Below are 23700 nucleotides of genomic sequence, written 5' to 3' on the forward strand. Positions count from 1 at the left end.
GCGGCGTAGCGGTCGACGAGGGCGCCGAAGGCCTGGAGGTAGCCGACGAGGAACTCGGCGGTCTGGTCGTTGGTGACCTCGCCGTTGTCGGCGAAGAGGCCGGGCGTGCTCTGCACGTAGCCCTCGGGCTGGCCGAGCGTCGGCGCGTTGTAGTGGCTGAGGATCGCCTTCAGGTGCTGCTGCGCGGCGGCGGTCGCGATGCCGCCCTGCGAGGTGCCGATGACGGCGGTGGGCTTGCCGTTGAACGACATCTGACCGTACGGGCGCGCCGACCAGTCGAGGGCGTTCTTGAGCACGCCGGGGATGGAGCGGCTGTACTCGGGGGTGATGATGATGACGCCGTCGACGTCCTCGATGGCCTGCTTGAAGTCACGTGCGGCCTGCGGGAAGTCGGCGTCGTGGTCGGGCGAGTAGAACGGAAGGTCCTCGATCGGGATCTCGACGAGGGTCGTGCCCTCGGGGGCGAGACGCTCCAGCGCCTTCGCGAGGCGACGGTTGAGCGAGGTCGACGAGATGCTGCCGACGATGTAGCCGATGGTCCGGTCGGTCATTGCTGTACTCCTTCAAAACAAAGGCGTCCCCGGTGGGGACCACCGTGGACGTTCCACCTCCATGCAAGCACATGAACCTGGGATCTATTCCGCCGCATGCAAGACGGCGTCCGTGCCGCCTCCTCCGCACGGCGGACCGCGGCACGATCCCCCTCCAGGGGGAGGACGGGGGGCGCGACGATCCGTAGCGTCGGTTTCGACAGGCTCAACCACCGAGAGGACGAGAGGAGACAGGATGCTGCAGCTTCGCGGTATCGGCAAGAGTTACGGGGGGCGGCGCGTGCTCGACGACGTGTCGTTCGACGTGCGGCCGGGCCGGCTCACCGGCTTCGTCGGCGGCAACGGCGCCGGCAAGACCACGACCATGCGGATCGTGCTCGGTGTGCTCGCCGGCGACGCGGGCACCGTGACGCTCGACGGCACCGAGGTGACGGCATCCGATCGCCGCCGTTTCGGCTACATGCCCGAGGAGCGCGGCCTGTACCCGAAGATGAAGGTGCTCGAGCACATCGTCTACCTCGCGCGGCTGCACGGGTTCTCGAAGACGGATGCCGCCACCCGCGCCACCGCGCTCCTCGAGCAGCTGGGACTCGGTGAGCGCCTGAACGACAACGTCGAGACGCTCTCGCTCGGCAACCAGCAGCGCGCGCAGATCGCTGCCGCGCTCGTGCACGACCCGCAGGTGCTGATCCTCGACGAGCCGTTCTCGGGCCTCGACCCGCTCGCGGTCGACGTCGTGGCGGGTGTGCTGCAGGAGCGCGCCGCGGCCGGAGCCGCCGTGCTGTTCTCGTCCCACCAGCTCGATGTCGTCGAGCGCCTGTGCGACGACCTCGTGATCATCGCCGGCGGCACCATCCGCGCCGCCGGAGCCCGCGACTCGCTGCGCGCGCAGCACTCGACGCGGCGCTTCGAGCTCGTGTCGGCCGGTGACGCCGGGTGGCTCCGCGCCGAGGAGGGCGTCCAGGTGCTCGACTTCGACGGCGGCTACGCCGTGTTCGACGCCGACAGCGCCGAGACCGCGCAGCGGGTGCTGCGCCGGGCCGTCGCACAAGGGGATGTCGCGAGCTTCGCGCCGCAGCATCCGTCCCTCGCCCAGATCTTCAAGGAGGTCATCCAGTGAGCACCCCCGACACCCGCACCCGCGGCGGCGGCGCACCGAGTTCGAGCAGCTTGAGCAGCGGCCAGGCGATCTGGCTCGTCGCCGAACGCGAGATCGGCTCGAAGCTGCGCAGCAAGGCGTTCGTGATCTCGACCGCGATCCTGTTCCTCGGGGCGCTCGTGCTCGTGATCTGGGGAGGCTTCCAGGCCGCGAACAACAGCGGCACGCCCGTGGCTGTGACGAGCGACGCGATCGAGTACGTCGAGGGCCTCGACGGGCTCGACGTCACCGAGACGCCCGACCGCGCCGGCGCGAGCACCCTCGTCGAGAGCGGCGACGTCGACGCGGCGATCGTCGGCGACACGTCGTCGCCGACGGGATTCACGGTGATCGCCGAGTCGTCCGCGCCGACGCAGCTGATGCTGCAGCTGGCACAGCTGCCGCCGGTGGAGCTGCTGAGTCCCGAAGAGGGAAACGCCGCGCTCGCCTACATCGCGGCCGTCGGCTTCGGCATCGTGTTCCTGCTCGCGGCGTCGCTGTTCGGCGGCACCATCGCGCAGAGCGTCGTGGAAGAGAAGCAGACCCGCGTCGTCGAGCTGCTGATCTCGGCCATCCCGGTGCGCTCACTCCTGGCCGGCAAGGTCATCGGCAACACCGTCCTGGCCATGGGTCAGATCCTGATCCTCGCCGCCATCGCGATCATCGGGCTCACCGTGACAGACCAGACCGCGCTGCTGCAGGGACTCGGGGCTCCCATCGCCTGGTTCGCGATCTTCTTCCTGTTCGGCTTCATCCTGCTCGCGTCGCTGTTCGCCGCCGCCGCCTCGATGGTGTCGCGCCAGGAGGACATCGGCTCGACCACGATGCCGCTGACGATGCTCGTGATGGCGCCGTACTTCCTGGTCATCTTCTTCAACGACAACCCGCTGGTGCTCGCGATCATGTCGTACGTGCCGTTCTCGGCGCCCGTCGGCATGCCGATGCGCATCTTCCTCGGCGACGCGCAGTGGTGGGAGCCGCTCCTGTCGATCGCGATCCTGATCGGCACGTGCGTCGCCGCGATCTTCGTCGCCGCGCGCATCTACGAGAACTCGCTGCTGCGAATGGGCGGCCGGGTGAAGCTCTCGGAGGCGCTCGCCCGCTGAGCGGCTGCCACAGCGCGAGGAAGGATGCCGCGGCCCAGCGTGCTGCGCCGGGCCGCGGCTCCGTCAATCCGTTGCGGTCAGCCGCCCATCATCTGCGGGGCCATCTCGCCGACCGAGATGACGTTGCCCGCGGGATCGCGGAACCACGCGATGTCGGGCCCTCCCTCGAAGCCGCGCGAGATGCCCTTCTCGTCGGTGCCGTAGTCGGGGTCGCTGTAGATCTTCGTCGTGACCCCCCGTGCGTTGAGGTCGTCGACGGCGGCGTCGACGTCGTCCACGCTGAAGTTGAGGATCGTGAACACAGCCGGTTCATGGTCCTCCTTCGGATAGACGAAGACGTTACCGCCGCCGGGAAGGGCGATCGTGAAGCCGCCGCCCATCTCTTCGTACACGGTCACATCGAGCCCCAGGGTGTCGCGGTAGAACGCCGCGGCTTCGCCGATGTCGGGTACGGCGAAGCTCGAGAACGGCCGATCGGGTGTGAACATGACAGCCTCCCAGTCTGTATTCGACGCCCACGATCCTCCTGCGTGCCTTGCCTGTCCAGGGCATCGCCGGCGGCCATCGGGCGACCCTCGCGCAAGCCCCTGCCGCATCCTCTGGCGGGTGAATAGGTTGAGCCCATGGCCAACGAGACCACGCTTGTCATCCTCGGCGCCTCCGGCGACCTGACCTCGCGGCTGCTGCTGCCCGCGCTCGGACAGCTGCTCACGATGGAGCCGCATCGCCGCGTGCGGCTGCGCGGCGCCGGAATCGACGACTGGGATGACGAGCGATGGCGCGACACGGTGCGCAACTCGTTCGCATCGGGAGGGTTCGAGCAGGCGTTCGCCGCGGTCGCCGAGACGACCTACCAGCGCGCCGACATCACCGACCCCGGCGACCTCGAGCAGCTGATCGCCGACCCGAGCGGCCGAATCGCCCTCTACTTCGCCGTGCCCCCCGCCGTGGCCGCAGCCGCGTGCGAGGCCCTCGCGGACGTCACGATCCCCGAGGGGACGGTGCTCGCGCTCGAGAAGCCCTTCGGCGTCGATGAAGAGTCGGCCCGTCGGCTCAACGCGACGGTCACCGGCTTGGTGCCCGAAGAGCAGATCTTCCGCATCGACCACTTCCTCGGCCGGTCGACGACGCTGAACCTCCTGGGCGTACGGTTCACGAACCGCATGTTCGCGCCGGTGTGGTCGGCGCAGCACATCGAGTCGGTGGTGATCCGCTACGACGAGATGCTCGGGCTCGAAGGGCGCGCGGGCTACTACGACAAGGCGGGCGCCCTGGCCGACATGATCCAGAGCCACCTGCTGCAGGTCATGGCGGTGCTGGCGATGGAGCCGCCCGCCACCATCCACGAGCGCGACTTCCGCGACGCCACCGCCGCCGTGCTGCGGGCGACGCATGTGTGGCAGGACGACCCGGCGGCGGCGTCGCGCCGCGCCCGCTACACCGCCGGCACCGTGGGTGAGCGGCGACTGCCGTCGTACGTCGACGAGCCGGGCGTCGACTCCTCCCGCGACACCGAGACGCTGGCGGAGGTGACGTGCGAGGTGCGCAACGACCGCTGGCGCGGCGTGCCGTTCACCCTGCGCTCGGGCAAGGCGCTGGCGGGCAAGGACGGCGAGGTCGTCGTGACCTTCCGGCCGGTCAACCACGTCCCCGACGGACTCACGGGCGCCGCGCCCGGCGCGGTGCTGCGGTTCTCGCTCGGACCCGACCGCATGGACCTCGAGCTGAACGTCAACGGCGGCGACGATCCGTTCGAGCTCGAGCGGGCGACCCTGGAGGCCGACCTCGGGGCGGGCGCGCTCAAGGCGTACGGCGAGGTGCTGTCGGGCATCCTCGACGCTGACGCGATGCTCGCGGTGCGCGGCGACGCGGCCGAGCAGTCCTGGCGGATCGTCGACCCGGTGCTCGCGGCATGGCGAGCCGGCGACGTGCCGCTCGACGAGTACCCGGCCGGCTCACTCGGGCCCGAGCACTGGCCCCCGCTCCCCTGAGCCGGCACGGCTTCCGTCGCTGTCGGCTGCGCCCGCGGCCCGCTGCGCCGAACCGGCGCGCGGCGGGCATCGACCCGGCGCAGGGGGTCAGCGCTCGACGAGAATGCCGTCGGCGTCGGCCCACACGTGTCTGCCAGGAACCAACGCGACGCCCGCGATCGTCACCGGCACGTCGACCTCGCCGATGCCGGCCTTCGCGCTCTTGCGCGGGTTCGAGCCGAGCGCCTTGACCCCGATCGGCAGCTCGGCGATCGCCGCGCGGTCGCGGATGGCACCGAAGACGATGATCCCCGCCCAGCCGTTCTCGACCGCCGACGCCGCGATGAGATCGCCGACCAGCGCGGACTCGAGCGATCCGCCGCCGTCGATCACCAGCACCGCGCCGTCCCCGGGGGTGGCCAGCACCTCCTTGACGAGGGCGTTGTCGCGGTGGCATCGGACGGTCCGCACCGGGCCGTCGAAGGCGACACGGCCCCCGAGGTCGTGCAGCTGCAGGGCGAGCGAGTCCAGCTCGTCGCCGCGTTCGTCGTAGAGGTCTGCCGTCGCGATGCTCACCGGCCCAGGCTATGCGGGCGGCCGCGGGCCGCGGCATCCGTTCCGTCGTGAAGTTCTCGCACCTTTCCGCCGCCGCCAAGATCGTTGACTTGCCTCAGATGCACGCGACACGCCGTGTGCGCCGTACATCTGGGGCAAGTCGACCCGGATGGATGCCGGGACCGCCGGGTCGGGACGTGCGTCGGGTCGCGACGGGTCAGCGAGGGGCGGGCGGGTTCTCGTCGGGGTGCAGGGTGCTGAAGAACGAATAGGTGTCGCCGTCCGGGTCGGGGCCGCGCTCCTTGAACTCGTTGACGAGCTCATAGAGACGCTGCCGGAACTCGGCGAGGTGCTCGGGTGTGAGCTTCAGGCCCATCCACGTGCTGTCGAGGTCGTCGGGCGCGACGCCCTGGATCTGCTGCAGGAACGTCTCGATGAGCACCGGAGAGCCTTCCGGCATGGAGGTCCGCCACGACAGCCCGGTCGCCCGGTACGGCACCTCTCGCGCGCCCTGCGCTCCGGAGCGCTGCGGCTCGGCCGCGAGGTAGCCGGTCTGCACGAGCGTGCGCACGTGATGCAGCATCGTGCCCGGGTTCACGCCGAGCAGCCCCGCCAGCTCCTTGTTGGTGCGGGACTCGAAGGCGCAGAGCCGCAGCACGCGAAGCCGCAGCGGCGAGCTCAGCGCACGCATCCGAGCCTCGGCCTCGGGATCCCCGTGCCGCAGTTCGATCCGCTCTTCCCCGACATCCCCCATGGCGCCACCCTACGCCACTGATTGACAGAACTCAATCAGTGGCGCACACTGATTGACATGTCCCAATCAGATGAGCTTCGCGCGGCCGACGCCGCGCCCGCGGAGCTCTCCCCCGACACCCTCGCCGAAGCGCGTGCCGAGGCTGTGCCCACGCGCCCGGAGGCTCCCGGCGCCGACACCCTCGCCGAAGCGCGTGCCGAGGCGTCGACGCTCACATCACGGGCGGGTGCCGACGAGGCGGTGGAGGCGGATCAGGATGCCGCGGCCGGGCCCGCGACGACGACCACCGGCAAGGGCTCGCTGTGGCGCGACGCCAACTTCCTGACGCTGTGGGGCGGGCAGGCGCTCAGCCAGTTCGGCGCGCAGATCACCGAGCTGGCGATCCCGGTGCTCGCCGTGCTGATGCTGAACGCGACCGAGTGGGAGGTCGGCGTGCTCAACGCGGCGCAGGTCGCCGCCTTCCTCGTCGTCGGGCTTCCCGCCGGCGCCTGGATCGACCGCATGCGCAAGCGCCACGTCATGATCGCCGCGGACGGCGTCAGAGCCGTCGCTCTCGGCGCACTCCCCGTGCTCGCCCTCTTCGGCGCGCTCGAGATCTGGCACATGATCGTCGTGGCCCTGATCATGGGCGTCGCGACCGTGTTCTTCGACGTGTCGAATCAGAGCATCATCCCGTCGCTCGTGCGGACGAACCAGATCGCCGAAGCCAACGGCAAGCTGCAGTCGACAGAACAGCTGGCGGGCCTCGCGGGCCCCGCGGTCGGCGGGTGGCTGGTCGGGGTGCTCGCCGCTCCGCTGGCGATCTTCATCACCGTCGGCACGTACCTGGCCTCGTTCGTGGCGCTGCTGTTCACCCGCGACCACGAGCAGCTGCGCTCGCCCGAAGACCACAAGCCGCTCGTGCACGAGATCGGCGAGGGCCTGCGCTGGGTGTTCGGGAACCCGCTGCTGCGCCGCATCGTCGGCACGACCGGGGTCGCGAATTTCTTCGGAACGATGGCGACGACGCTGCTGCCGATCTTCGCGCTGCGCGAGCTCGGCCTGACGCCCCAGATGCTCGGCATCGTCTTCTCGCTGTCGGCGGTCGGCGGACTGCTCGGGGCGATCGCGACGCCGCGCATCGTGAAGCGGCTCGGCGAGGCGCGTGCGATCCCGATCAGCGCGATCGCGTTCTCCATCGCCCCGTTCTTCCTGCCCGCGATCTCGCTCGTACCGGCGCTCGCCTTCCCCCTGCTGGTGGTGCAGTACTTCGTGATGAGCTTCACGATCCTGCTCTACAACATCACGCAGGTGACCTTCCGTCAGCGCATCACCCCGCCGCGGCTCCTCGGTCGCATGAACGCCTCGATCCGGTTCGTCGTCTGGGGCGTCATGCCCATCGGCGCCCTCCTCGCAGGCGCCCTCGGCACCTGGATCGGCACCGTGCCCACCCTGTGGATCGCTGCGAGCGGCGAGCTGCTCGCGTGCCTCTTCGTCGTGATCGGGCCGTTCTGGAGCATGCGCGAGCTGCCCGACGCCCACGAGGACCACGCGACCGGCGGGCCGCCCGCAGCCGATGCCGAGGGCGGGGGCGGGGGCGGGGGCATCGAACAAGGGCGCTGAGCGCGGAGCGCGGGAGACTGTCGGATGCCTCGACCCGCCGCGCAAGGTCGGGTCGAGGCATCCGCTCTCGGAGCGCGGCGTCACGCTGATGCACACCGGCACTGCGCCCGGTACCTCACGGCCCGGATTCCGACAAGACGGTGCTGACGGGTGCCCGGGCGTGCTTAGGTTGCTCCATGACGGCGCGCATCGTCTCGATCGGCACGGCGGTCCCTGCCACCCGGATCCGGCAGGACGATGTCCGTGCGCTGTTCGCGGCGCAGGACGGCGTCGACCGCCTCACCCGGCGGCGCATCCAGGCGGTGTTCGACGCCTCGGCCATCGAACAGCGTCACACCGTCCTGACCGACCTGGCGACGCCACCCGGCCCGCGTGCCGCGGGCGTGCCTGCGTTCGTCGATGCGGAGGGGCGACTGCTCTCGCCCACGACCGGCACGCGCAACGACCTGTACATCGCCACAGCGCCCGCCCTGTCGGCGGAGGCGGCCCGCGAAGCTCTGCGCGACGGACGCGTCGAGCCGTCGTCCGTCACGCACGTGGTCACCGTGTCCTGCACGGGTCTGTTCGCGCCGGGACCGGACTATCGCCTCGTGCGCGACCTCGGCCTGAGTCCGACTGTCGAGCGCTGCCACCTGGGATTCATCGGGTGTGCGGCCGCGCTGCCGGCGCTCCGCGTCGCGACGGCGCTCGCCGCGACGCGGCCGGATGCCGTGGTGCTGGTGGTCTGCACCGAGCTCTGCTCGCTGCACGTGCGCGCCTCTGCCGATCCGCAGCAGATCGTCGCGGCATCCGTCTTCGCCGACGGGGCCGCCGCTGCGATCGTGACGGCGGACCCTGCCATCGGCCGCGCCGGCGGGCTCGACCTCGAACGCTTCGGCACCGCGCTCACCGACGAGGGCGAGACCGACATGGTGTGGACGATCGGCGACAACGGCTTCGAGATGGTGCTGTCGGCTGAGGTGCCGCGGATCATCGGGCGTGAGATCCAGGGTGCGGTGGCGCGGTTCCTGGGCGACGACGGCGAGCCGGCCGTGTGGGCCGTGCACCCGGGCGGGCGGAGCGTGCTCGATCGCGTCGAGACCGGGCTGGAGCTCGCCCCCGATGCACTGGATGCCTCGCGCGCCGTGCTGCGCGACTTCGGGAACATGTCGAGCGCGACGATCCTCTTCATCCTCGCGGCGCTGTTGCGCGACGACGCGGTGGGCGACGGCGCCCGCGTCGCCGGGCTGGCCTTCGGGCCGGGGCTCACCGTCGAATCGGCGCTCATGACGAAGCGGCGGGTGGCCGAAGCGGTGGACGACGACGTCGCCCTCACCTTTGCGGCATCCGCGTGAGGCCGGCGATGACCACCATCACGGTCGGCGAGCGCGCGGGAGGGCTGCGCTCTGCGCACGGTCTGTCACACGCTGCCGGCATGAGCCTGGGTGGCACGGTCGCATGAGCTTCGCCGTCCGCGACGAGCGCCTCGTCGAACTCATGGACGACCCGGAGTGCGATCCCGATCGACTGCGTGCGACGCTGCGCCGCTTCGGCACGATCAACCGCCTCGTCTCGGGGTGGGGTGCCGTGTACCGGCGCACCCTCGCTCCGCACCTGGCGACGCTCGGGCGCCCCGCACGCGTGCTCGACATCGGCTCGGGCGGCGGGGACCTCGTGGTGCGCCTGGCCGCGGCTGGCCGCCGCGACGGGCTCGACGTGCAGTGGACGGGGATCGACCCCGACCCGCGCTCGCACGAGGTGGCGCTCGAGCGCGGCAGCGTGGAGGGCGTGACGTTCCGCTGCGCGGAGGCCGCGACCCTGGTCGCGGAGGGCCACACGTTCGACGCGGTGCTGTCGAATCACGTGCTGCACCACCTCGGCGCCGACCTCCCGGCCTTCGTCGCGGAGTCGCTGGAGCTCTCCCGCGGACTGGTGCTGCACAGCGACATCGAGCGCTCACGCCTCGCCTACGGACTGTATGCCATCGGGATCACACCCTTCGCGCCGGGCACGTTCCTGCGCACCGACGGACTGCGGTCGATCCGGCGCAGCTACACGGCCACCGAGCTCGCGGCGGTGCTCGACGAGGCGATGCCCGGAACGTGGACCGTGCAGACGCCTGCGCCGTTCCGCGTGCTCGCGACGGGTCATGGCCGTGGCTGACGTCACGATCGTCGGCGCCGGGCCGGTCGGCACGCTGCTGGCGGGCGAGCTGCAGCGGCGCGGCGTCGAGGCGCGGCTGCTGGAGCGCCGGCCGGGGGCCGGCGACGGCACCCGGGCCATCGGCATCCACTCCCCCGTCCTGGCGGCGCTGGAACCGTCGGGACTCACCGAACGGCTGCTCGCCGAGGCCGTGCGGGTGGGGCGCGGTGAGGCGCGCAGCCGCGGACGACTGCTCGGCACCGTGCGCTTCGACGCCCTCACGGCGCGGTTCCCGTTCGTGGCGACGCTGCCGCAGACGTCCACCGAGGAGGCGCTCGGCGTCGATGCCCCCGAGCCGCTGCGCGGCGCGCGCGTCGTGGCCGTGATCCCGCAGGCGCGGGGGGTCGTGGTGCGGGCGACGCACCTCGGCCGCGTCATCGAGTTCGAGAGCCGCATCGTGGTCGTCGCGGGGGGCGGCGGTGCGCGCGACCTCGTCTACCGGCCGGGTCGCGTGACCGTCCGCGAGTACCGCGACCGCTATCTGATGACGGATGCCGCAGTCGACGGCCGACCCGACGACGAGGTCGCGGTGGTGCACCTCGACCGCGACGGCGTGCTCGAGTCGTTCCCGCTGCCCGGCGGCCTGCGCCGGTTCGTGGCCTGGGACGCCCCCGGTGGCGATGACGCGCCCGAGGCTCGCGCGGCGAGGCTGCGCGACGCCCTCACCCGTCGTGGCGAGGAGGCGGCCGCGAGCGCGGTGGAGACGGCGACCTCGTTCGGCGTCCGCCGGGTCGTCGCGCCGCGGCTGCGCAACGGGCGGGTGTTCGCGATCGGCGACACGGCGCATGAGGTCAGCCCGATCGGCGGTCAGGGCATGAACCTCGGTCTGCTCGACGCCGTGGGCCTGGCCCCGCTCCTCGCCTCGTGGATGCGCACGGGCGCCCAGCCCGACGCCGAGCTGCGGAGGTGGGAGGACCGCCGGCTGCGGTCGGCACGCGCGGCGGCCGCGATGGCGACCGTGAACACGGCGCTCGGCCGACCTCTGCCGCACACCGACGTGCTGCGCCGAACGGCTGTGCGCGCAATGCTCGCGGGCTCGTCCGGTCGCCTGTTCGCCCGCGCGTACGCGATGGACTTCGACGCCGACGCCTGACCGGCGTCCGGCCCGGAGCCGCGGCATCCGTCCCTTCCCGGTCTCTCGGGTTCGGGGCGCATGCCGTGCATTCGGGGCGCACCGTATGCGCCCCAAACGCACCGGCTGCGCCCCAAACCCCTGCAGGGACCGTGCGTCAGCCGGCGAGCGCGCTGCCCGAAGCGACGAGCTGGGTGGCGAGGAGGAGGGCGGCGAGCATCACCAGCCGGAACAGCGCCCGACTCGGCGGCCGCGTGATCGCCCGCCATGCGGTGACCGCCGCGACGGCGACGACCGCCGTGAAGAAGACCCACGACACGGTCGAGACCGCGCCGAGATCGCCGCCCACCGCCCCCAGCAGCACGGCGATCGCACCGCCGACCACCGCGAGCGCGGCGGTGACCGCCGACGCGCGGGGACCGAGCCGGTGCGGAAGGCCGCGCACGCCGGTGCGGGCGTCGTCGTCGAGGTCGGGCAGGACATTGGTGAGGTGCACGGCAGCGCCGAGCGCCGCACCGGCGATCCATGCCCAGCCGGCGGCGAAGGTCGGGTCGGGAGCCGAGAGGGTCGCGAGCGACGGAAAGATCCCGAAGCTCACCAGGAAGGGGACGATCGACCAGGGCGTCGACTTCAGCCCGGCGTTATACGCCCACGCGGAGCCGAGGGCGAGGGCGTGCGCGGCGAGCATCCGCCAGCCCAGCGGCACCGAGAGCGCCAGCGCGAGCACGAGCAGAACGAGTGCGGCCGCCCACGCGACGCCGCCGGTGACGTCGCCCCGCGCGAGGGGCTTGTCGGTGCGGCCGACCTCTCGGTCGCGGGCCGCGTCGAATGCGTCGTTCGAGATTCCCACCGACAGCTGGCCGGCGAACACCGAGGCGGTCAGCAGCGCGATGCGCCAGAGATCGAGCCCGGTAACGATGCCGAGGGCGAGCGCGAGCACGGTCACGACGAGCGTCGGCCCGGGATGCGAGGAGCCCCACAGGGCACGGACGGTGCGCACGCTCGATGCTCTCACGCGCACGAGCGGAGGGGAGTCCTCCGCTCCGCCCGCGCGAAAAGCCTGGTCGGCATGGCCGACACGCCGGTGACGGATGCCGCACGCCGGCGTGTCGCGTGACCGGCCCGCTTTTTCGCACCACGACTCGCCACGCGGCGGCGCGGCTCGCCGACCTCAGTCGTCGAGCAGCTCGGCCTCGATCACGTCCTCGTCGTCCGCGGCCGGCTCGGCCGCGGCGGGGCCGTCGCTGGTCAGCACCAGCGACGAGCCGTCGGCCGCGACATCCACCCGCACGACGTCGCCGTCGCGCACCCCGCCCGACAGGAGCGCCATGGCGAGGCGGTCCTGGATCTCGGACTGGATCAGCCGGCGCAGCGGCCGTGCGCCGAACACCGGGTCGTACCCGCGCTCGGCGAGCCAGGCACGGGCGTCCGGGGTCACGGCGAGCGTGAGACGGCGATCCTTCAGGCGCCGCTGCAGTGCGAAGACCGCGAGCTCCACGATCTGCGCGAGGTCGTCTTCACTGAGCGCCGAGAACATCACGATGTCGTCGAGCCGGTTGAGGAACTCGGGCTTGAACGCCTGACGGACGATGCCCATGACCGCGTCGCGCTTCTGCTCGACCGACAGCGTCGGGTCGATGAGGATCGGCGAACCCAGGTTCGACGTCAGCACCAGGATCACGTTGGTGAAGTCGACCGTGCGGCCTTGGCCGTCGGTGAGGCGCCCGTCGTCCATGACCTGCAGCAGCACGTCGAAGACCTCGGGGTGCGCCTTCTCGACCTCGTCGAGCAGCACCACCGAGTAAGGACGCCGTCGCACGGCCTCGGTCAACTGCCCGCCCTGCTCGTAGCCGATGTACCCGGGAGGGGCGCCGACCAGGCGCGAGACCGTGTGCTTCTCGCCGTACTCCGACATGTCGATGCGCACCATGGCGTGCTCGTCGTCGAAGAGGAACTCGGCGAGCGCCTTGGCGAGCTCGGTCTTGCCGACGCCGGTCGGACCGAGGAAGAGGAACGAGCCGGTCGGACGGCCGGGGTCGCTGATGCCGGCGCGCGAGCGGCGCACGGCATCCGACACCGCCTTCACGGCCTGCTTCTGCCCGATGAGGCGCTTGCCCAGCTCGGCCTCGAGGTGCAGCAGCTTCTCGGTCTCGCCCTGCAGCAGCCGGCCGACCGGGATGCCGGTCCACGCCGCGATGACGGCCGCGATGTCCTCGTCGGTGACCTGATCGTTGACCATGCGGTCGCCCGCCGGCTCGTCGCGCTCGGCCTCGACGAGCTGACGCTCGAGCGCCGGGATCTCGGCGTACAGCAGGCGCGACGCCTTCTCGAGGTTGCCCTCGCGCTGCGCGCGCTCGGCCTCCATCCGGGCGGCGTCGAGCTTGGTCTTGAGGTCTCCGACGCGGTTCAGCGATGCGCGCTCGCGCTCCCAGCGGCCCTGCAGCTCGCCGAGCTTCTCCTGCTCGGTGCGCAACGTCTCACGGAGCGCCGCGAGACGCTCCTTCGAGGCCTCGTCCTTCTCCTTCTTCAGCGCGAGCTCCTCGAGCTTCAGCCGGTCGACGTGGCGGCGCAGCTCGTCGATCTCGAGCGGCGCCGAGTCGATCTCCATGCGCAGCCGCGACGCGGCCTCGTCGATGAGGTCGATGGCCTTGTCGGGCAGCTGGCGGCTCGGGATGTAGCGATGGCTGAGGGATGCCGCGGCCACGAGCGCGGCATCCGCGATCGCCACCTTGTGGTGGGCCTCGTACCGCTCCTTGAGCCCGCGGAGGATCGCGACGGTGTCTTCGACGCTCGGCTCGCCGACGTAGACCTGCTGGAAGCGGCGCTCGAGCGCGGCATCCTTCTCGATGAACTCCCGGTACTCGTTGAGCGTCGTCGCACCGATCATGCGCAGCTCACCGCGCGCGAGCATGGGCTTGAGCATGTTGGATGCCGCAACCGACCCCTCGCCGCCGCCCGCGCCCATGAGCACGTGCAGCTCGTCGATGAACGTGATGACACGTCCGTCGGACTCGGTGATCTCCTTGAGGACGCTCTTGAGTCGCTCCTCGAACTGGCCGCGGTACATGGCACCGGCGACGAGCGCCGAGATGTCGAGGGTGACGAGCTCCTTGTTCTTGAGCGACTCGGCGACGTCGCCCGCGACGATGCGCTGAGCGAGGCCCTCGACGACGGCGGTCTTGCCGACGCCGGGCTCGCCGATGAGCACGGGGTTGTTCTTCGTGCGGCGGGTCAGCACCTGGCTGACGCGCCGGATCTCGCTGTCTCGCCCGATGACGGGGTCGAGCTTGCCCTGACGGGCGCGGTCGGTGAGGTTGATGCCGAACTGCTCGAGAGCGCTCTGCGCGTCCTCCTGCCCGGGCTGTTGTGTGGCGTTCATCTGTCTCCTGAAATCTGTGGGTGCGAAACTTGAGTCGCGTTGGCTCAAGTTTACCAGCGTGCGGGGTGCCGAATCAACGTCGCCTCAGGCCTCGATCTCCGTCAGCGCGTCGGCGTACGCGCGGCGCAGGCCTTCTCCGACCCACTCGGAGCCGCGATAGACGTTGTCCTCCCCGATGTCGGCGGTGAGTCCGCCGGCGGCCAGATGCGCGATGACCCGCTCCTCGCTGGCGACCACTTTGAGCGTCGAGTCGGCGTCGCGCAGCTGGTGTGCGAACCGGCGCAGCACCTCGACGTGCGAGAGGCCGATCTCATCGGTGCCGCGCAACCGCACGATGACCACCGCACCGCTCGACTCGCGGCTGACATCGGGCAGCTGGCGCTCGAAGACCGGCGCGCTCGCGAAGAAGAGGCTGCCGTAGGGCTGGAGCACCAGCACCTCCCCCGGCGGGACGACGGGCGGCGGGTCGCTCTCGCGCATGCGGCCGTCGCCGGCGAGATGCACGGCGCGCACGCGCACGCTGTTGGACTGCTCGGCGACGTACAGGATGACGCCGAGCCCGACCCCGACCAGCACCGCGAACTGCAGCGGGATGATCAGGGTCAGCCCGAAGGTGACGCCCATGATCGCCGTCGGCAGGGCGCCCGACCTGACCACCGAGTAGATGCGACTCGGTTTGACCGCGCGCCACCCCACGACCATCAGCAGGCCCGCCAGCGCCGGCATCGCGACGAACGACACCAGATCGGCGGCGACGAACACCACGACGGCCATGACGGCGCCCGCGATGAAGAGCGACAGACGGGTCTTCGCGCCGGCCTGCACGATCAACGAGGATCCCGACATCGACCCGCCGACCGGCATCCCCTGGAACAGGCCCGACACGACGTTGCCGAGCCCCTGTCCGAGGAAGTCGCGGTTGGCATCGGCGCGCTTCCCGTCGGCGGTCGGGATGCCCGCGGACACGGCGGCCCCCTGCACGAGGCCGATGAAGGCCAGCGACAGCGCCGGGATCAGCAGCGCCGGGACGTCGGCGATGCTCGGCAGCACCGGCGCGGGCAGCCCGCGCGGGACCTCGACGATGTCGCGCAGCAGCACCACCGTGCTGTTCACCCACGTGTTCAGCATCACCGCGCACACCGAGCCCAGGATCACGGCGACGACCAGGCCCATGCTGCCGACCCGCGTGGGCAGGAGCACGACGATCACGAGCACCGAGATCGCGCCGACGATGAGCGACGGGATGCTCCACTGCCCGATGTGCAGGAACACGTCGATCGTCTTGAGCAGCCGGTTGGGGCCTTCGGCCTGATAGCCGGTGAAGTTCGACAGCTGGCCGAGCACGATGTTCACGCCGATCGCCGTGACGAATCCGGTCATGACCGCGGTGGGCACGAAGCTGATGAGGCGGCCGCCACGCAGGAACCCGGCGACGACCATGACGATCCCGGTGAGGATCGCGAGCGTGAAGAGCCCCCGATCCGGGTCGGGAAGCGTGCCGAGTTCCGCATCCGAGACGACGAGTGCCATCGCACTGGTCGCCTGCACCGCCATGAACGCGCTGCTGGTGAGCGCGGCCGCACCGACCATGCCGAACAGGTAGCCGTAGAGCCCGGCCAGGGGGTTCACGCCGGCGAGAAGCCCGGCCGCCAAGCCGTCGGGAACCGCCTCGATGCCGAGGATGACGCCCGCGACGGCGTCCTTGCGCAGGGTCTTGCGCGAGAACCACGTACGCGGATGGAAGGCCACGGTCTCACGCTAACGAAGGCGGGACGATTCCACCCGACATCCTTCGCGCGGGCGCGACGCCCGCGCATTCCATGGAGCTGAGCCGGGCACATGACGCCATGCGTCCGCCGATGACCTCCGCGAACACCGCGGAAAGAAATGCACTCAGGATTCTCCCAGGTTCGCTAGTGTGTGCCGCAAGTGCTTCAGAGCACCCCTGTGGTGCGGGTCGGATTCCCTCATCGCACCGGTTTCTCGCCGAACGAAGGGTTCTTCACATGACAGACAACACGACTACGACCGGCTGGGCAGGATGGGGCGTGTTCACCGCCGTCCTCCTGATCGTCGCGGGCGCCATCGACGCGTTCCACGGCCTCCAGGCTCTCATCGGCCCCGACACCGCCTACTTCGTGGGCGAGTCCGGCGCCTTCTCCATCGACATCCAGGGCTGGGGATGGTGGCACCTCATCGCGGGCGTCCTGCTCATCCTCGTGGGCATCGCCCTGCTCGGCGGTGCGAAGTGGGCGCGCGTCACGGCGATCGTGCTCGTCTCGATCAACGCCATCGGGCAGCTCTCGCTCATCGCCGCCCAGCCGTGGCTGTCGCTCTCGGTGCTCGCCCTCGACGTGATCGTGATCTACGCGCTCACCGTCCACGGCCGCGAGATCGACGCACGCCGCGCATAGCTACGTGAGGGCGCGGTGCTCGAACGCACCGCGCCCTGCTCACGCCACGGATTCGAGCACGGTCCCCACGCCTTCTCCACGCATCGCTGGCGCGATGCGCGGAGCCTCCGGGCGCGTGGGCCCAGCCCCGGCCACCGCTTCGGCGGCGGTCGGGGCATCCGTCATCTCGTCCTCGTGGCACGCGAACCGCGAGCGGTACGCGGTCGGGGTGGTGCCGAGCACGCGCGCGAAGTTCTGCCGCAGGACGGCCGCCGAGCCGAACCCGCTCTCGTACGCGATGCGGTCGAGGCCGAGGTCCGTCTTCTCGAGCAGGCGCTGAGCGTGGATGATCCGCTGCCGGGCGAGCCACGCCGCCGGCGTCGCACCGTGATCGGCCTTGAAGCGCCGGGCGAAGGTGCGCGGAGACATGTGCGCCTTGGACGCGAGCTGGTCGACCGTGAGCTCGAGCCGCAGGTTGTCGAGCATCCAGTCGGTGACCGGCGCGAGCGACAGCGACGTGGTGGCCGGCAGCGGGTTGGCGATGAACTGCGCCTGTCCGCCGTCGCGCTGCGGCGGCACGACCATGCGTCGGGCGATGATGTTGGTCAGCTCGGCACCCAGCTCCTGACGCAGCAGGTGCAGGCAGGCGTCGAGGCCTGCGGCGGTGCCCGCGCTCGTGATGATGCGGCCGTCCTGCACGTAGAGCACGTCGGGGTCGACGTCGATCTGCGGGTACATCTCCGTCATCTTCTTCGCGTACATCCAGTGCGTCGTGGCGCGGCGCCCGTCGAGCACGCCCGAGGCGGCGAGCACGAACGACCCGCTGCAGACGCTCAGCACCCAGGCGCCGCGGGCCACCGCGGCGCGGATCACGTCGAGCACGCGCTCGTCGATGCGGCCCCAGTACTGATGCGGAATCGGCGACACCACGACGAGATCCGCCTCGTAGGCGAACGACAGGTCGTCATGGACGTTGATCGAGAAACCCATCTTCGACTCCACGACGCCGGGATCGGGCGTGACCACGCGGAAGTCGAAGTTCGGAATTCCGTCGTCCGAACGGTCGAGGCCGAACGCCTCGCACGCGACCCCGAACTCGAACGGCGCGAAGCCCTCCGTGACGATGCAGGCGACGGTGTGCATGCGGACCTCCTGTGTGGCGCATCCGTGGGTGCGGTTCCGGTGTGGCAGTTTTCCTGCGCTTCATGGCCATTCTGCCACTCGTGGCAGTTCCTCCGCAAGCGTAGCGTTTCTGCCATGTTCATCGTGATTCTTCTTGCAGCACTGTCCGCGGTGGCCCTCGGCTCGACGATCGCCGCCCTCCGCTCCGACGGGTACCGTCGGACCCCCATCGATCCCACCCGCCTCTACTGACTCGCCTCCACTGACCCGCCTCTGGGCCCCGTCAGGAATCGCGAAAGGGTAGATTTCCGCAACCGCGAAGCGTGCGGAGATCTCCCCTCTCGCGATTCCGAGGGTCAGGCGGTGACGCGCTCGTAGACCGCGACCATGGCCGCGGTCCGCGACGACTGCCGGAACCGTTCGCGGATCGTCGGGTTGGGAACGCGGGGCGTTCCGACAGCGATATCGGATGCCGCCGCCCGCAGCGCGTCCGCGAGCGCGGTGACCGAGTCGTCGGCGCCGCCTGGACCGGGCGCGTCGCCGCCTGGACCGGGCGCGTCGCCGTCGGCCACCGCCCAATAGCCCGACCCCAGCTCGGCGGCGAGGTCGGGGTCGCTCACGACCGACGGCGTCCCGAGCGACGCGGCCTCGAAGATCGTCATGCCCTGCGTCTCGAAGCCGATCGAAGTCTGCACGACGGCGTCGGCGGCGGCGATGCGCCGCAGGGTCTGGGCGTACGGCATCCGTCCCGCGAACGTGACCGTCGCACGCGGGCGGAGTCCCTCGACCAGGCGCCGGGCGGCGCGCAGCTGCCCGCCGCCCCCGATGATCTCGACGTCGGCGTCGACGCCCGACGCGGCGAGCGCCTCGAGGAAGGGCAGCAGTCGCTTCTCGGGGCTCATGCGCCCGAGCCAGACGAACCGCGGCCGCCCGGGAGCGCGTGCGGAAAGACGGGCCGATTCGTCCGACGCGCCGGTGACGGATGCCGCGCCGCGCCGTGTCGCGTCATCGCCCCGCTTTTCCGCACGCGTTGAGGCCTCGGCGAGCACCTCGTCGAGCACGTCGTCGTCGATGCCGTTCCAGATCACATCGACGGCGGGCACGGACGGCGGGGCATCGAGGTGCGGTGCCACCATGCGGCGGCCTCCGGGCACCGCGCCGTGCGCCTCGAGCCGTCGGGCGAAATGCGATGACGGAGCGGTGACCGCGTCCGACCGGCCCGCGAACCGGCGCAGGTACGCCCAGCCGTCGCGGCCGACCGGCTTGCCCTCCATGAAGACGCCGAGCGCCCGGCGCTGCCAGGCGTTGAGCACCCGGAGCACGAGCTTCGGGAAGGGCGCCGTCGCCTCGATCCCCACATCGACGCGGTTGTGCATCGTGTGCACCACGGGAAGGCCGTGACGCCGCGCGAAGCGATGCCCGATGTAGGCGCCCCAGAAGTCGGCCTGCACGTGCACCACATCGACCCGCGGCCGCCCGGTGTCGGCGATGAGGCGCCGGAGTGCGGCATCCAGCCATCGATCCGTGCGGCGCCCCGGCCAGGTCATCGAATACTCGCGGTCGAGCGTGATCGGGATCGAGGGAAGGTCGAGGTACGACGGATCGGCTCCGGCCACCTGCCGGGCCCGCGCGCCGTGCATCCTCGGTGCGACGATCGTGACGGTGTGCCCGGCCTTCTCGAGGAATCGCCGCTGCAGCCGCATCGAGACCTGCGCGCCGCCGAGGGTCTCAGCGTGCTGGTCGCCGAACATCACGACGTGCACGGTGGCTACTCGGGCAGCGGTTCGTCGCGGTACAGCGCCTCGAACGTGTCGAGAGTGCGGCGCATGTCGTGCACCTTGACGCCCTCGAGCGACGCCCGCTGCATGCGCTCGCGCTCCTCGGGCGTCTGCGTCAGCACCGTCGTCAGCTTGGCAGCGAGATCGTCGACATCACCGGGGCGGAACAGGTAGCCGTTCTCGCCGTCGTGCACGAGGTGCGGAAGCGCGACCGCGTCGGCGGCGACGATCGGCAGGCCGGACGCCATCGCCTCCATCGTCGCGATCGACTGCAGTTCGGCGATCGAGGCGATCACGAAGGCGCTCGCGTCGGTCAGGAACGACCGCAGCTCTTCGTCGGTGGTGTGCCCGTGGAAGTGGACGCGGTCGCTGATGCCGAGGTCGGAGGCCAGCTGCTCGAGGTTGCGGCGCTGGTCGCCACTGCCGACGATGTCGAAGCGCACGTCGAGCGCGGGATCGAGCTGCGCGATCGCGCGCAGCACGACGTCGATCTGCTTCTCGGTCGTGAGACGGCCCACGAACACCAGGCGGTGCGCCTCGCGCGGAGAGAGGTCGGCCGTGTAGTTCGAGGCGTCGATGCCGCAGCTGACGGGGACGACGCCCTGGACGTCGATCGTGCGCTCGAGGAACTCGGCTGCCTTGCGGGTCGGGGTCGTGACGGCGCGGGTCATCCTGAACGTGCGCTCGGCGTCCTGCCACGCGAGCTTGACGGCGTAGCGGGTCCATGAGGCGGGGAGGATGGTGAAGTCGAGCACGTTCTCGGCCATGACGTGATTGGTGGCCACGACGGGGATGCCGCGCTTGCGCGCCTCACGCGTGAGACCGCGCCCGATCACGATGTGCGACTGACTGTGCACCACGTCGGGCTTCACCTTGTCGAGCACGCGGCGCGCGTAGTACTTCGAGCGGAACGGCATGACGAACGTCAGCCAGTCGTGCGGATACCAGCGCCACGACGGCAGGCGGTGCATCGTCATCGGCTGCCCCTCGATCACCTCGGTGAACGTGCCGTGCTCGCGGTGGGTCCTGCTGGGCGCCATCACGTGCACCTCGTGGCCACGGCTCACCAGTCCGGCGGCGAGGCGCTCGGCGAAGCGGGCGGCGCCGTTCACGTGGGGAAGGAAGGTGTCGGCGCCGATGAGGATCTTCAGCGGTCGAGAGGTCGCGGCGGGGGTGTCGTCGGGCGTCGCAGGATCGGTCACGGGGTTGGGGCCTGTCTGTGCGGCGGGCGGGCGGCGGGGGGCGGTCGCCGCGCGGAACCACTGTACCCGAGGCTTCCCGGGGCCTCTCCAGGAACGCGCCGCGCACGGGCCGTACCCTGGTCGCATGCCCCGTCTGCAGGCCGACGCCGACCCGAACCTCTGGGTGCCCGTGACCGAGTCGCTCGGCTTCCGCGGGCGCCGCCACCGCAAGGCGGCGATACGGATGCTGCTCAGCCAGGCCGGCAGTGCCCTCCGCGGTCCCGCGGGCGAAGAGTCCCCGGAGGGCGCTGCGACGGGCTCGGCGACCACTGGTCCGCGTCCGGGACGCGGCGTCGCGGCCTGGGCGATGAGCCAGGCGGCGCCCTTCCTCATGCGCAAGGCGGCCGGCCGCGTGCTGGTCTGGGTCTGGAAGGCGGACGCCGAGCTGGTCGTCGTCATGGCGCAGATCCAGCAGGCCACGAACGATCTGCGCGCCGCGCGGGCGATGATGCCGATGGAGTACGACGACACCGAGTCGTTCCGCAACCCCTACCTCGGCGTCGGCGAGAAGCTCGAGGTGTCGCTGCCGCCGGATCCCCGCACCCCGCCGTTCGCGACGTACACCTGGGACACCGGCACGCACTTCGTCACGGTGACGGCGGTGTGCTCCGATCGGGGGCGTTTCGGCACCGTGATCGGCAGCGTCGACGACCTCGCACGCACGCTGCGGATCGTCGACGACCTGGCCGTCGGCGAGTCGCCCGAGGTGCTGCGCATCGAGCCGAAGAACTGAGGAAGTTCCGCGACGTGACCGAGCTCCGGCATCCCGCCGCCCATCGCCCGCTCCGGATCGGCGTGCAGCTGGCGCCGCAGCACGCCCCGTACACCTCGTACCGCGAGGCAGTGCTGCGCGCGGAGGATCTCGGCGTCGACGCGATCTTCAACTGGGACCACTTCCTCCCACTCACCGAGCCGATGGACGCCGAGCACTTCGAGGCGTGGACGGTGCTCGCCGCGATGGCCGAGCAGACGGAGCGCGTCGAGTTCGGTCCGCTCGTCAACTGCAGCTCGTACCGCAACCCCGACCTGCAGGCCGACATGGCCCGCACGGTCGACCACATCAGTGCCCGCGCGACGGGCACCGGCCGGCTCATCTTCGGCACCGGCTCGGGCTGGGCGCAGCCCGACTACGACGCGTACGGCTACGAGTTCGGCACCGTCGGCTCGCGCCTGGATGCACTCGCGGACGATCTGCCGCGCATCCGCTCACGCTGGGATCGGCTCAACCCCGCGCCTACGCGGCGGATCCCGATCCTCATCGGCGGTCAGGGCGAGCGCAAGACGCTCCGGATGGTCGCGCAGCACGCCGACATCTGGCACACCTTCACCCGGCTCGACGACATGCCGCGCAAGATCGGCGTGCTCCACGACTGGTGCGCGCGGGAGGGCCGCGACCCCGCCGAGATCGAGCTGTCGACCGGGTACACGATCCGCGGCTTCGGTCCGCTTCTCGAGACGGATGCCGCTCCCCGCCTCTACGAGCTGGGCTTCCGCCTCATCATCCCGGCGATCGACGGCCCCGACTACGACCTCTCGCCGCTCAGGCCCCTGCTGGAGTGGCGCGACCGGGTCAACGGCGCCTGAGCGCAGCGGACCGGTACGGTAGCGAGGTCCGCCGTCGCTCGACATCCTCAGGAGGCAGCCCATGGGCGCCGTCATCGGAGACATCCTCACGCTCGCCCTCGGTGTCGCGATCAGCCCGATCCCGATCATCGCGGCCATCCTGATGCTGCTGTCCCCCAAGGCGCGGGTGACCGGAACCGGCTTCCTGCTCGGCTGGGTGCTCGGGATCGTCGTCGCGGTCACGGTCTTCACGCTGCTCTCGTCGATCCTGCCGGCAGAGGAGGAGGACGCCTCGCAGCCGATCAAGGGCGTCATCCAGCTCGTCCTGGGCGCGCTGCTGCTGCTTCTCGCCGTGCGCCAGTGGCGCGGCCGGCCGAAGGCGGGAGAAGAGCCGGCGATGCCCAAGTGGATGCAGGCGATCGACACCATCACCTTCCCCAAGGCCCTCGGCCTCGGCTTCCTGCTGTCGGCGGTCAACCCGAAGAACCTGCTGCTGGCGGCGAGCGCCGGCGTGACCATTGGCGCCGCCGGCCTCGACGCGGGCTCGATCGTGGTCGTGATCGCAGTGTTCACGCTGATCGCGGCATCCACGGTCCTCGTTCCCGTCGTCGGCTACCTGCTCGCGGCCGACAAGCTGCGCGGCCCGCTCGACGCGCTGCGCGGCTGGCTCGCGAAGGAGAACGCGGTCATCATGGCCGTGCTGCTGGTGGTCATCGGCGTCGCGATCATCGGCAAGGGCATCGGCAGCTTCTGACCCCGCGCGCAGGCCGTCCGGCCCTGCGGGCCGGTTACGGTGGACCGGTGACTGCGGTGACCCACGACCAGGTGCTCCTCGACGGCGGCGTGTTCCGCATGGGGTCGGACGAGTTCTACCCGGACGAGCGCCCGGTGCATGAGCGCGAGGTCGCGCCGTTCCGCATCGACCGGTACTCGGTGACGAACGAGCAGTACGCGGCGTTCGTCGGCGACACCGGCTACGTCACCGTCGCGGAGCGCGAGCTCGATCCGGCCGCCTTCCCGGGTGCCGACGCCGCCGAACTCGTCCCCGGCGCCATGGTGTTCACGCCCACGTCCGGCCCGGTCGACCTGCAGAACTGGCGCGGCTGGTGGCGCTGGCAGCCCGGCGCATACTGGCGCCGGCCGTTCGGACCGGATTCGTCCATCGACGAGCGGATGCGGCATCCCGTCGTCCACATCGCCTTCGAAGACGCCGCGGCCTATGCCGAATGGGCCGGCCTGCGCCTGCCGACCGAGGCCGAGCACGAGTACGCCGCCCGCGGCGGGCTCGACGGCCG

The 23700-nt window shown here is 71.0% G+C and carries 22 protein-coding genes; 12 read left to right on the plus strand and 10 right to left on the minus strand.

The annotated features are described in order from the left end of the window. Positions 1–551: NADPH-dependent FMN reductase (locus tag B1729_RS14350; RefSeq protein WP_163633415.1), on the minus strand; the 551-nt coding region annotated here is incomplete at its 3' end. 235 nt (positions 552–786) lie between these two features. Between B1729_RS14350 and B1729_RS14355 the strand changes: the two genes are divergently transcribed. Both B1729_RS14355 and B1729_RS14360 read left to right on the plus strand, forming a co-directional pair. Then, complete coding sequence (locus tag B1729_RS14355) at positions 787–1671, plus strand: ATP-binding cassette domain-containing protein (protein WP_163615890.1); 885 nt, start codon at positions 787–789, stop codon at positions 1669–1671. Continuing rightward, positions 1668–2795 carry an ABC transporter permease gene (locus B1729_RS14360; RefSeq protein ID WP_163615889.1) on the plus strand — a complete coding sequence of 376 codons (1128 nt, stop codon included), beginning with the start codon at positions 1668–1670 and terminating at the stop codon, positions 2793–2795. Before B1729_RS14355 ends, B1729_RS14360 begins: the two co-directional genes overlap by 4 nt. Before the next feature lie 77 nt (positions 2796–2872). Here the strand turns inward: B1729_RS14360 and B1729_RS14365 are convergent, their stop codons facing one another. Beyond that, entirely contained in the window at positions 2873–3283 is a 411-nt protein-coding gene (locus tag B1729_RS14365) for a VOC family protein (protein WP_163615877.1), read from the minus strand. Between the two features lie 135 nt (positions 3284–3418). On the opposite strand from B1729_RS14365, the gene B1729_RS14370 reads away from it, so the two are divergent. After that, complete coding sequence (locus B1729_RS14370; RefSeq protein WP_163633417.1) at positions 3419–4786, plus strand: glucose-6-phosphate dehydrogenase; 1368 nt, start codon at positions 3419–3421, stop codon at positions 4784–4786. A gap of 87 nt (positions 4787–4873) precedes the next feature. On the opposite strand, the gene rraA is transcribed toward B1729_RS14370, so the two are convergent. Then, on the minus strand, positions 4874–5341 hold the full coding sequence (rraA, locus tag B1729_RS14375; protein WP_163633419.1) for a ribonuclease E activity regulator RraA: 468 nt from the start codon (positions 5339–5341) through the stop codon (positions 4874–4876). A gap of 196 nt (positions 5342–5537) precedes the next feature. After that, complete coding sequence (locus B1729_RS14380; protein ID WP_163633421.1) at positions 5538–6074, minus strand: winged helix-turn-helix domain-containing protein; 537 nt, start codon at positions 6072–6074, stop codon at positions 5538–5540. Positions 6075–6131: 57 nt separating this feature from the next. On the opposite strand from B1729_RS14380, the gene B1729_RS14385 reads away from it, so the two are divergent. The 4 genes from B1729_RS14385 (at position 6132) to B1729_RS14400 (ending at position 10950) form a co-directional block, all read left to right on the plus strand. Further along, positions 6132–7676, plus strand: coding sequence for an MFS transporter (locus B1729_RS14385; protein ID WP_163633423.1), 1545 nt, complete (start codon positions 6132–6134; stop codon positions 7674–7676). Positions 7677–7852: 176 nt separating this feature from the next. Further along, the gene (locus tag B1729_RS14390; protein ID WP_163633425.1) at positions 7853–9010 is read left to right on the plus strand and encodes a type III polyketide synthase; all 1158 of its coding nucleotides are present in this window, start codon (positions 7853–7855) and stop codon (positions 9008–9010) included. 103 nt (positions 9011–9113) lie between these two features. Then, on the plus strand, positions 9114–9818 hold the full coding sequence (locus tag B1729_RS14395) for a methyltransferase domain-containing protein (protein ID WP_163615871.1): 705 nt from the start codon (positions 9114–9116) through the stop codon (positions 9816–9818). After that, positions 9805–10950: an NAD(P)/FAD-dependent oxidoreductase gene (locus B1729_RS14400; protein ID WP_239539656.1), complete on the plus strand. Its 1146-nt coding sequence runs from the start codon at positions 9805–9807 to the stop codon at positions 10948–10950. The genes B1729_RS14395 and B1729_RS14400 overlap by 14 nt, the downstream gene beginning before the upstream one ends. A gap of 136 nt (positions 10951–11086) precedes the next feature. Here B1729_RS14400 and B1729_RS14405 read toward each other — a convergent pair whose 3' ends face one another. From B1729_RS14405 to B1729_RS14415, 3 genes are all read right to left on the minus strand, one after another. Beyond that, complete coding sequence (locus B1729_RS14405; RefSeq protein WP_163633428.1) at positions 11087–11929, minus strand: UbiA family prenyltransferase; 843 nt, start codon at positions 11927–11929, stop codon at positions 11087–11089. 171 nt (positions 11930–12100) lie between these two features. Then, complete coding sequence (locus tag B1729_RS14410; RefSeq protein WP_163615868.1) at positions 12101–14308, minus strand: AAA family ATPase; 2208 nt, start codon at positions 14306–14308, stop codon at positions 12101–12103. Between the two features lie 84 nt (positions 14309–14392). Next, positions 14393–16057, minus strand: a complete 1665-nt coding sequence (locus tag B1729_RS14415; RefSeq protein ID WP_163633430.1) for a SulP family inorganic anion transporter — start codon at positions 16055–16057, stop codon at positions 14393–14395. A 257-nt stretch (positions 16058–16314) separates the two neighbouring features. Between B1729_RS14415 and B1729_RS14420 the strand changes: the two genes are divergently transcribed. Then, entirely contained in the window at positions 16315–16722 is a 408-nt protein-coding gene (locus B1729_RS14420; RefSeq protein WP_163615866.1) for a hypothetical protein, read from the plus strand. 39 nt (positions 16723–16761) lie between these two features. Here B1729_RS14420 and B1729_RS14425 read toward each other — a convergent pair whose 3' ends face one another. From B1729_RS14425 to B1729_RS14435, 3 genes are all read right to left on the minus strand, one after another. After that, positions 16762–17844 (minus strand): helix-turn-helix domain-containing protein, encoded by a 1083-nt coding sequence (locus B1729_RS14425; RefSeq protein WP_239525528.1) that lies wholly within the window; start codon positions 17842–17844, stop codon positions 16762–16764. Between the two features lie 335 nt (positions 17845–18179). After that, positions 18180–19586 (minus strand): glycosyltransferase, encoded by a 1407-nt coding sequence (locus B1729_RS14430; RefSeq protein ID WP_163633432.1) that lies wholly within the window; start codon positions 19584–19586, stop codon positions 18180–18182. Positions 19587–19591: 5 nt separating this feature from the next. Then, positions 19592–20803 carry a glycosyltransferase gene (locus B1729_RS14435; RefSeq protein ID WP_204318933.1) on the minus strand — a complete coding sequence of 404 codons (1212 nt, stop codon included), beginning with the start codon at positions 20801–20803 and terminating at the stop codon, positions 19592–19594. A 124-nt stretch (positions 20804–20927) separates the two neighbouring features. Here B1729_RS14435 and B1729_RS14440 point away from each other — a divergent pair, with 124 nt between their 5' ends. From B1729_RS14440 to B1729_RS14455, 4 genes are all read left to right on the plus strand, one after another. Then, positions 20928–21575: a hypothetical protein gene (locus tag B1729_RS14440; RefSeq protein WP_163633436.1), complete on the plus strand. Its 648-nt coding sequence runs from the start codon at positions 20928–20930 to the stop codon at positions 21573–21575. Positions 21576–21589: 14 nt separating this feature from the next. Then, positions 21590–22426 (plus strand): LLM class F420-dependent oxidoreductase, encoded by an 837-nt coding sequence (locus B1729_RS14445; protein WP_163615862.1) that lies wholly within the window; start codon positions 21590–21592, stop codon positions 22424–22426. A 61-nt stretch (positions 22427–22487) separates the two neighbouring features. Beyond that, a complete protein-coding gene (locus B1729_RS14450) occupies positions 22488–23159 on the plus strand; it encodes a GAP family protein (RefSeq protein WP_163633438.1) in 672 nt (223 codons plus the stop codon). A gap of 98 nt (positions 23160–23257) precedes the next feature. After that, on the plus strand, positions 23258–23700 hold a 443-nt coding region (locus B1729_RS14455), incomplete at its 3' end, for an SUMF1/EgtB/PvdO family nonheme iron enzyme (protein WP_239539657.1).

It is taken from the genome of Microbacterium sp. B35-04 (assembly GCF_010634885.1).
GTDB lineage: Bacteria > Actinomycetota > Actinomycetes > Actinomycetales > Microbacteriaceae > Microbacterium.

Bases quoted from the DNA above. Each gene is read 5' to 3' on its own strand.
- B1729_RS14355 (WP_163615890.1), top strand. From the start codon at position 787: ATGCTGCAGCTTCGCGGTATCGGCAAGAGTTACGGGGGGCGGCGCGTG.
- B1729_RS14365 (WP_163615877.1), bottom strand. From the start codon at position 3,283: ATGTTCACACCCGATCGGCCGTTCTCGAGCTTCGCCGTACCCGACATC.
- B1729_RS14370 (WP_163633417.1), top strand. From the start codon at position 3,419: ATGGCCAACGAGACCACGCTTGTCATCCTCGGCGCCTCCGGCGACCTG.
- B1729_RS14380 (WP_163633421.1), bottom strand. From the start codon at position 6,074: ATGGGGGATGTCGGGGAAGAGCGGATCGAACTGCGGCACGGGGATCCC.
- B1729_RS14385 (WP_163633423.1), top strand. From the start codon at position 6,132: ATGTCCCAATCAGATGAGCTTCGCGCGGCCGACGCCGCGCCCGCGGAG.
- B1729_RS14390 (WP_163633425.1), top strand. From the start codon at position 7,853: ATGACGGCGCGCATCGTCTCGATCGGCACGGCGGTCCCTGCCACCCGG.
- B1729_RS14395 (WP_163615871.1), top strand. From the start codon at position 9,114: ATGAGCTTCGCCGTCCGCGACGAGCGCCTCGTCGAACTCATGGACGAC.
- B1729_RS14400 (WP_239539656.1), top strand. From the start codon at position 9,805: ATGGCCGTGGCTGACGTCACGATCGTCGGCGCCGGGCCGGTCGGCACG.
- B1729_RS14410 (WP_163615868.1), bottom strand. From the start codon at position 14,308: ATGAACGCCACACAACAGCCCGGGCAGGAGGACGCGCAGAGCGCTCTC.
- B1729_RS14420 (WP_163615866.1), top strand. From the start codon at position 16,315: ATGACAGACAACACGACTACGACCGGCTGGGCAGGATGGGGCGTGTTC.
- B1729_RS14425 (WP_239525528.1), bottom strand. From the start codon at position 17,844: ATGCACACCGTCGCCTGCATCGTCACGGAGGGCTTCGCGCCGTTCGAG.
- B1729_RS14440 (WP_163633436.1), top strand. From the start codon at position 20,928: ATGCCCCGTCTGCAGGCCGACGCCGACCCGAACCTCTGGGTGCCCGTG.
- B1729_RS14450 (WP_163633438.1), top strand. From the start codon at position 22,488: ATGGGCGCCGTCATCGGAGACATCCTCACGCTCGCCCTCGGTGTCGCG.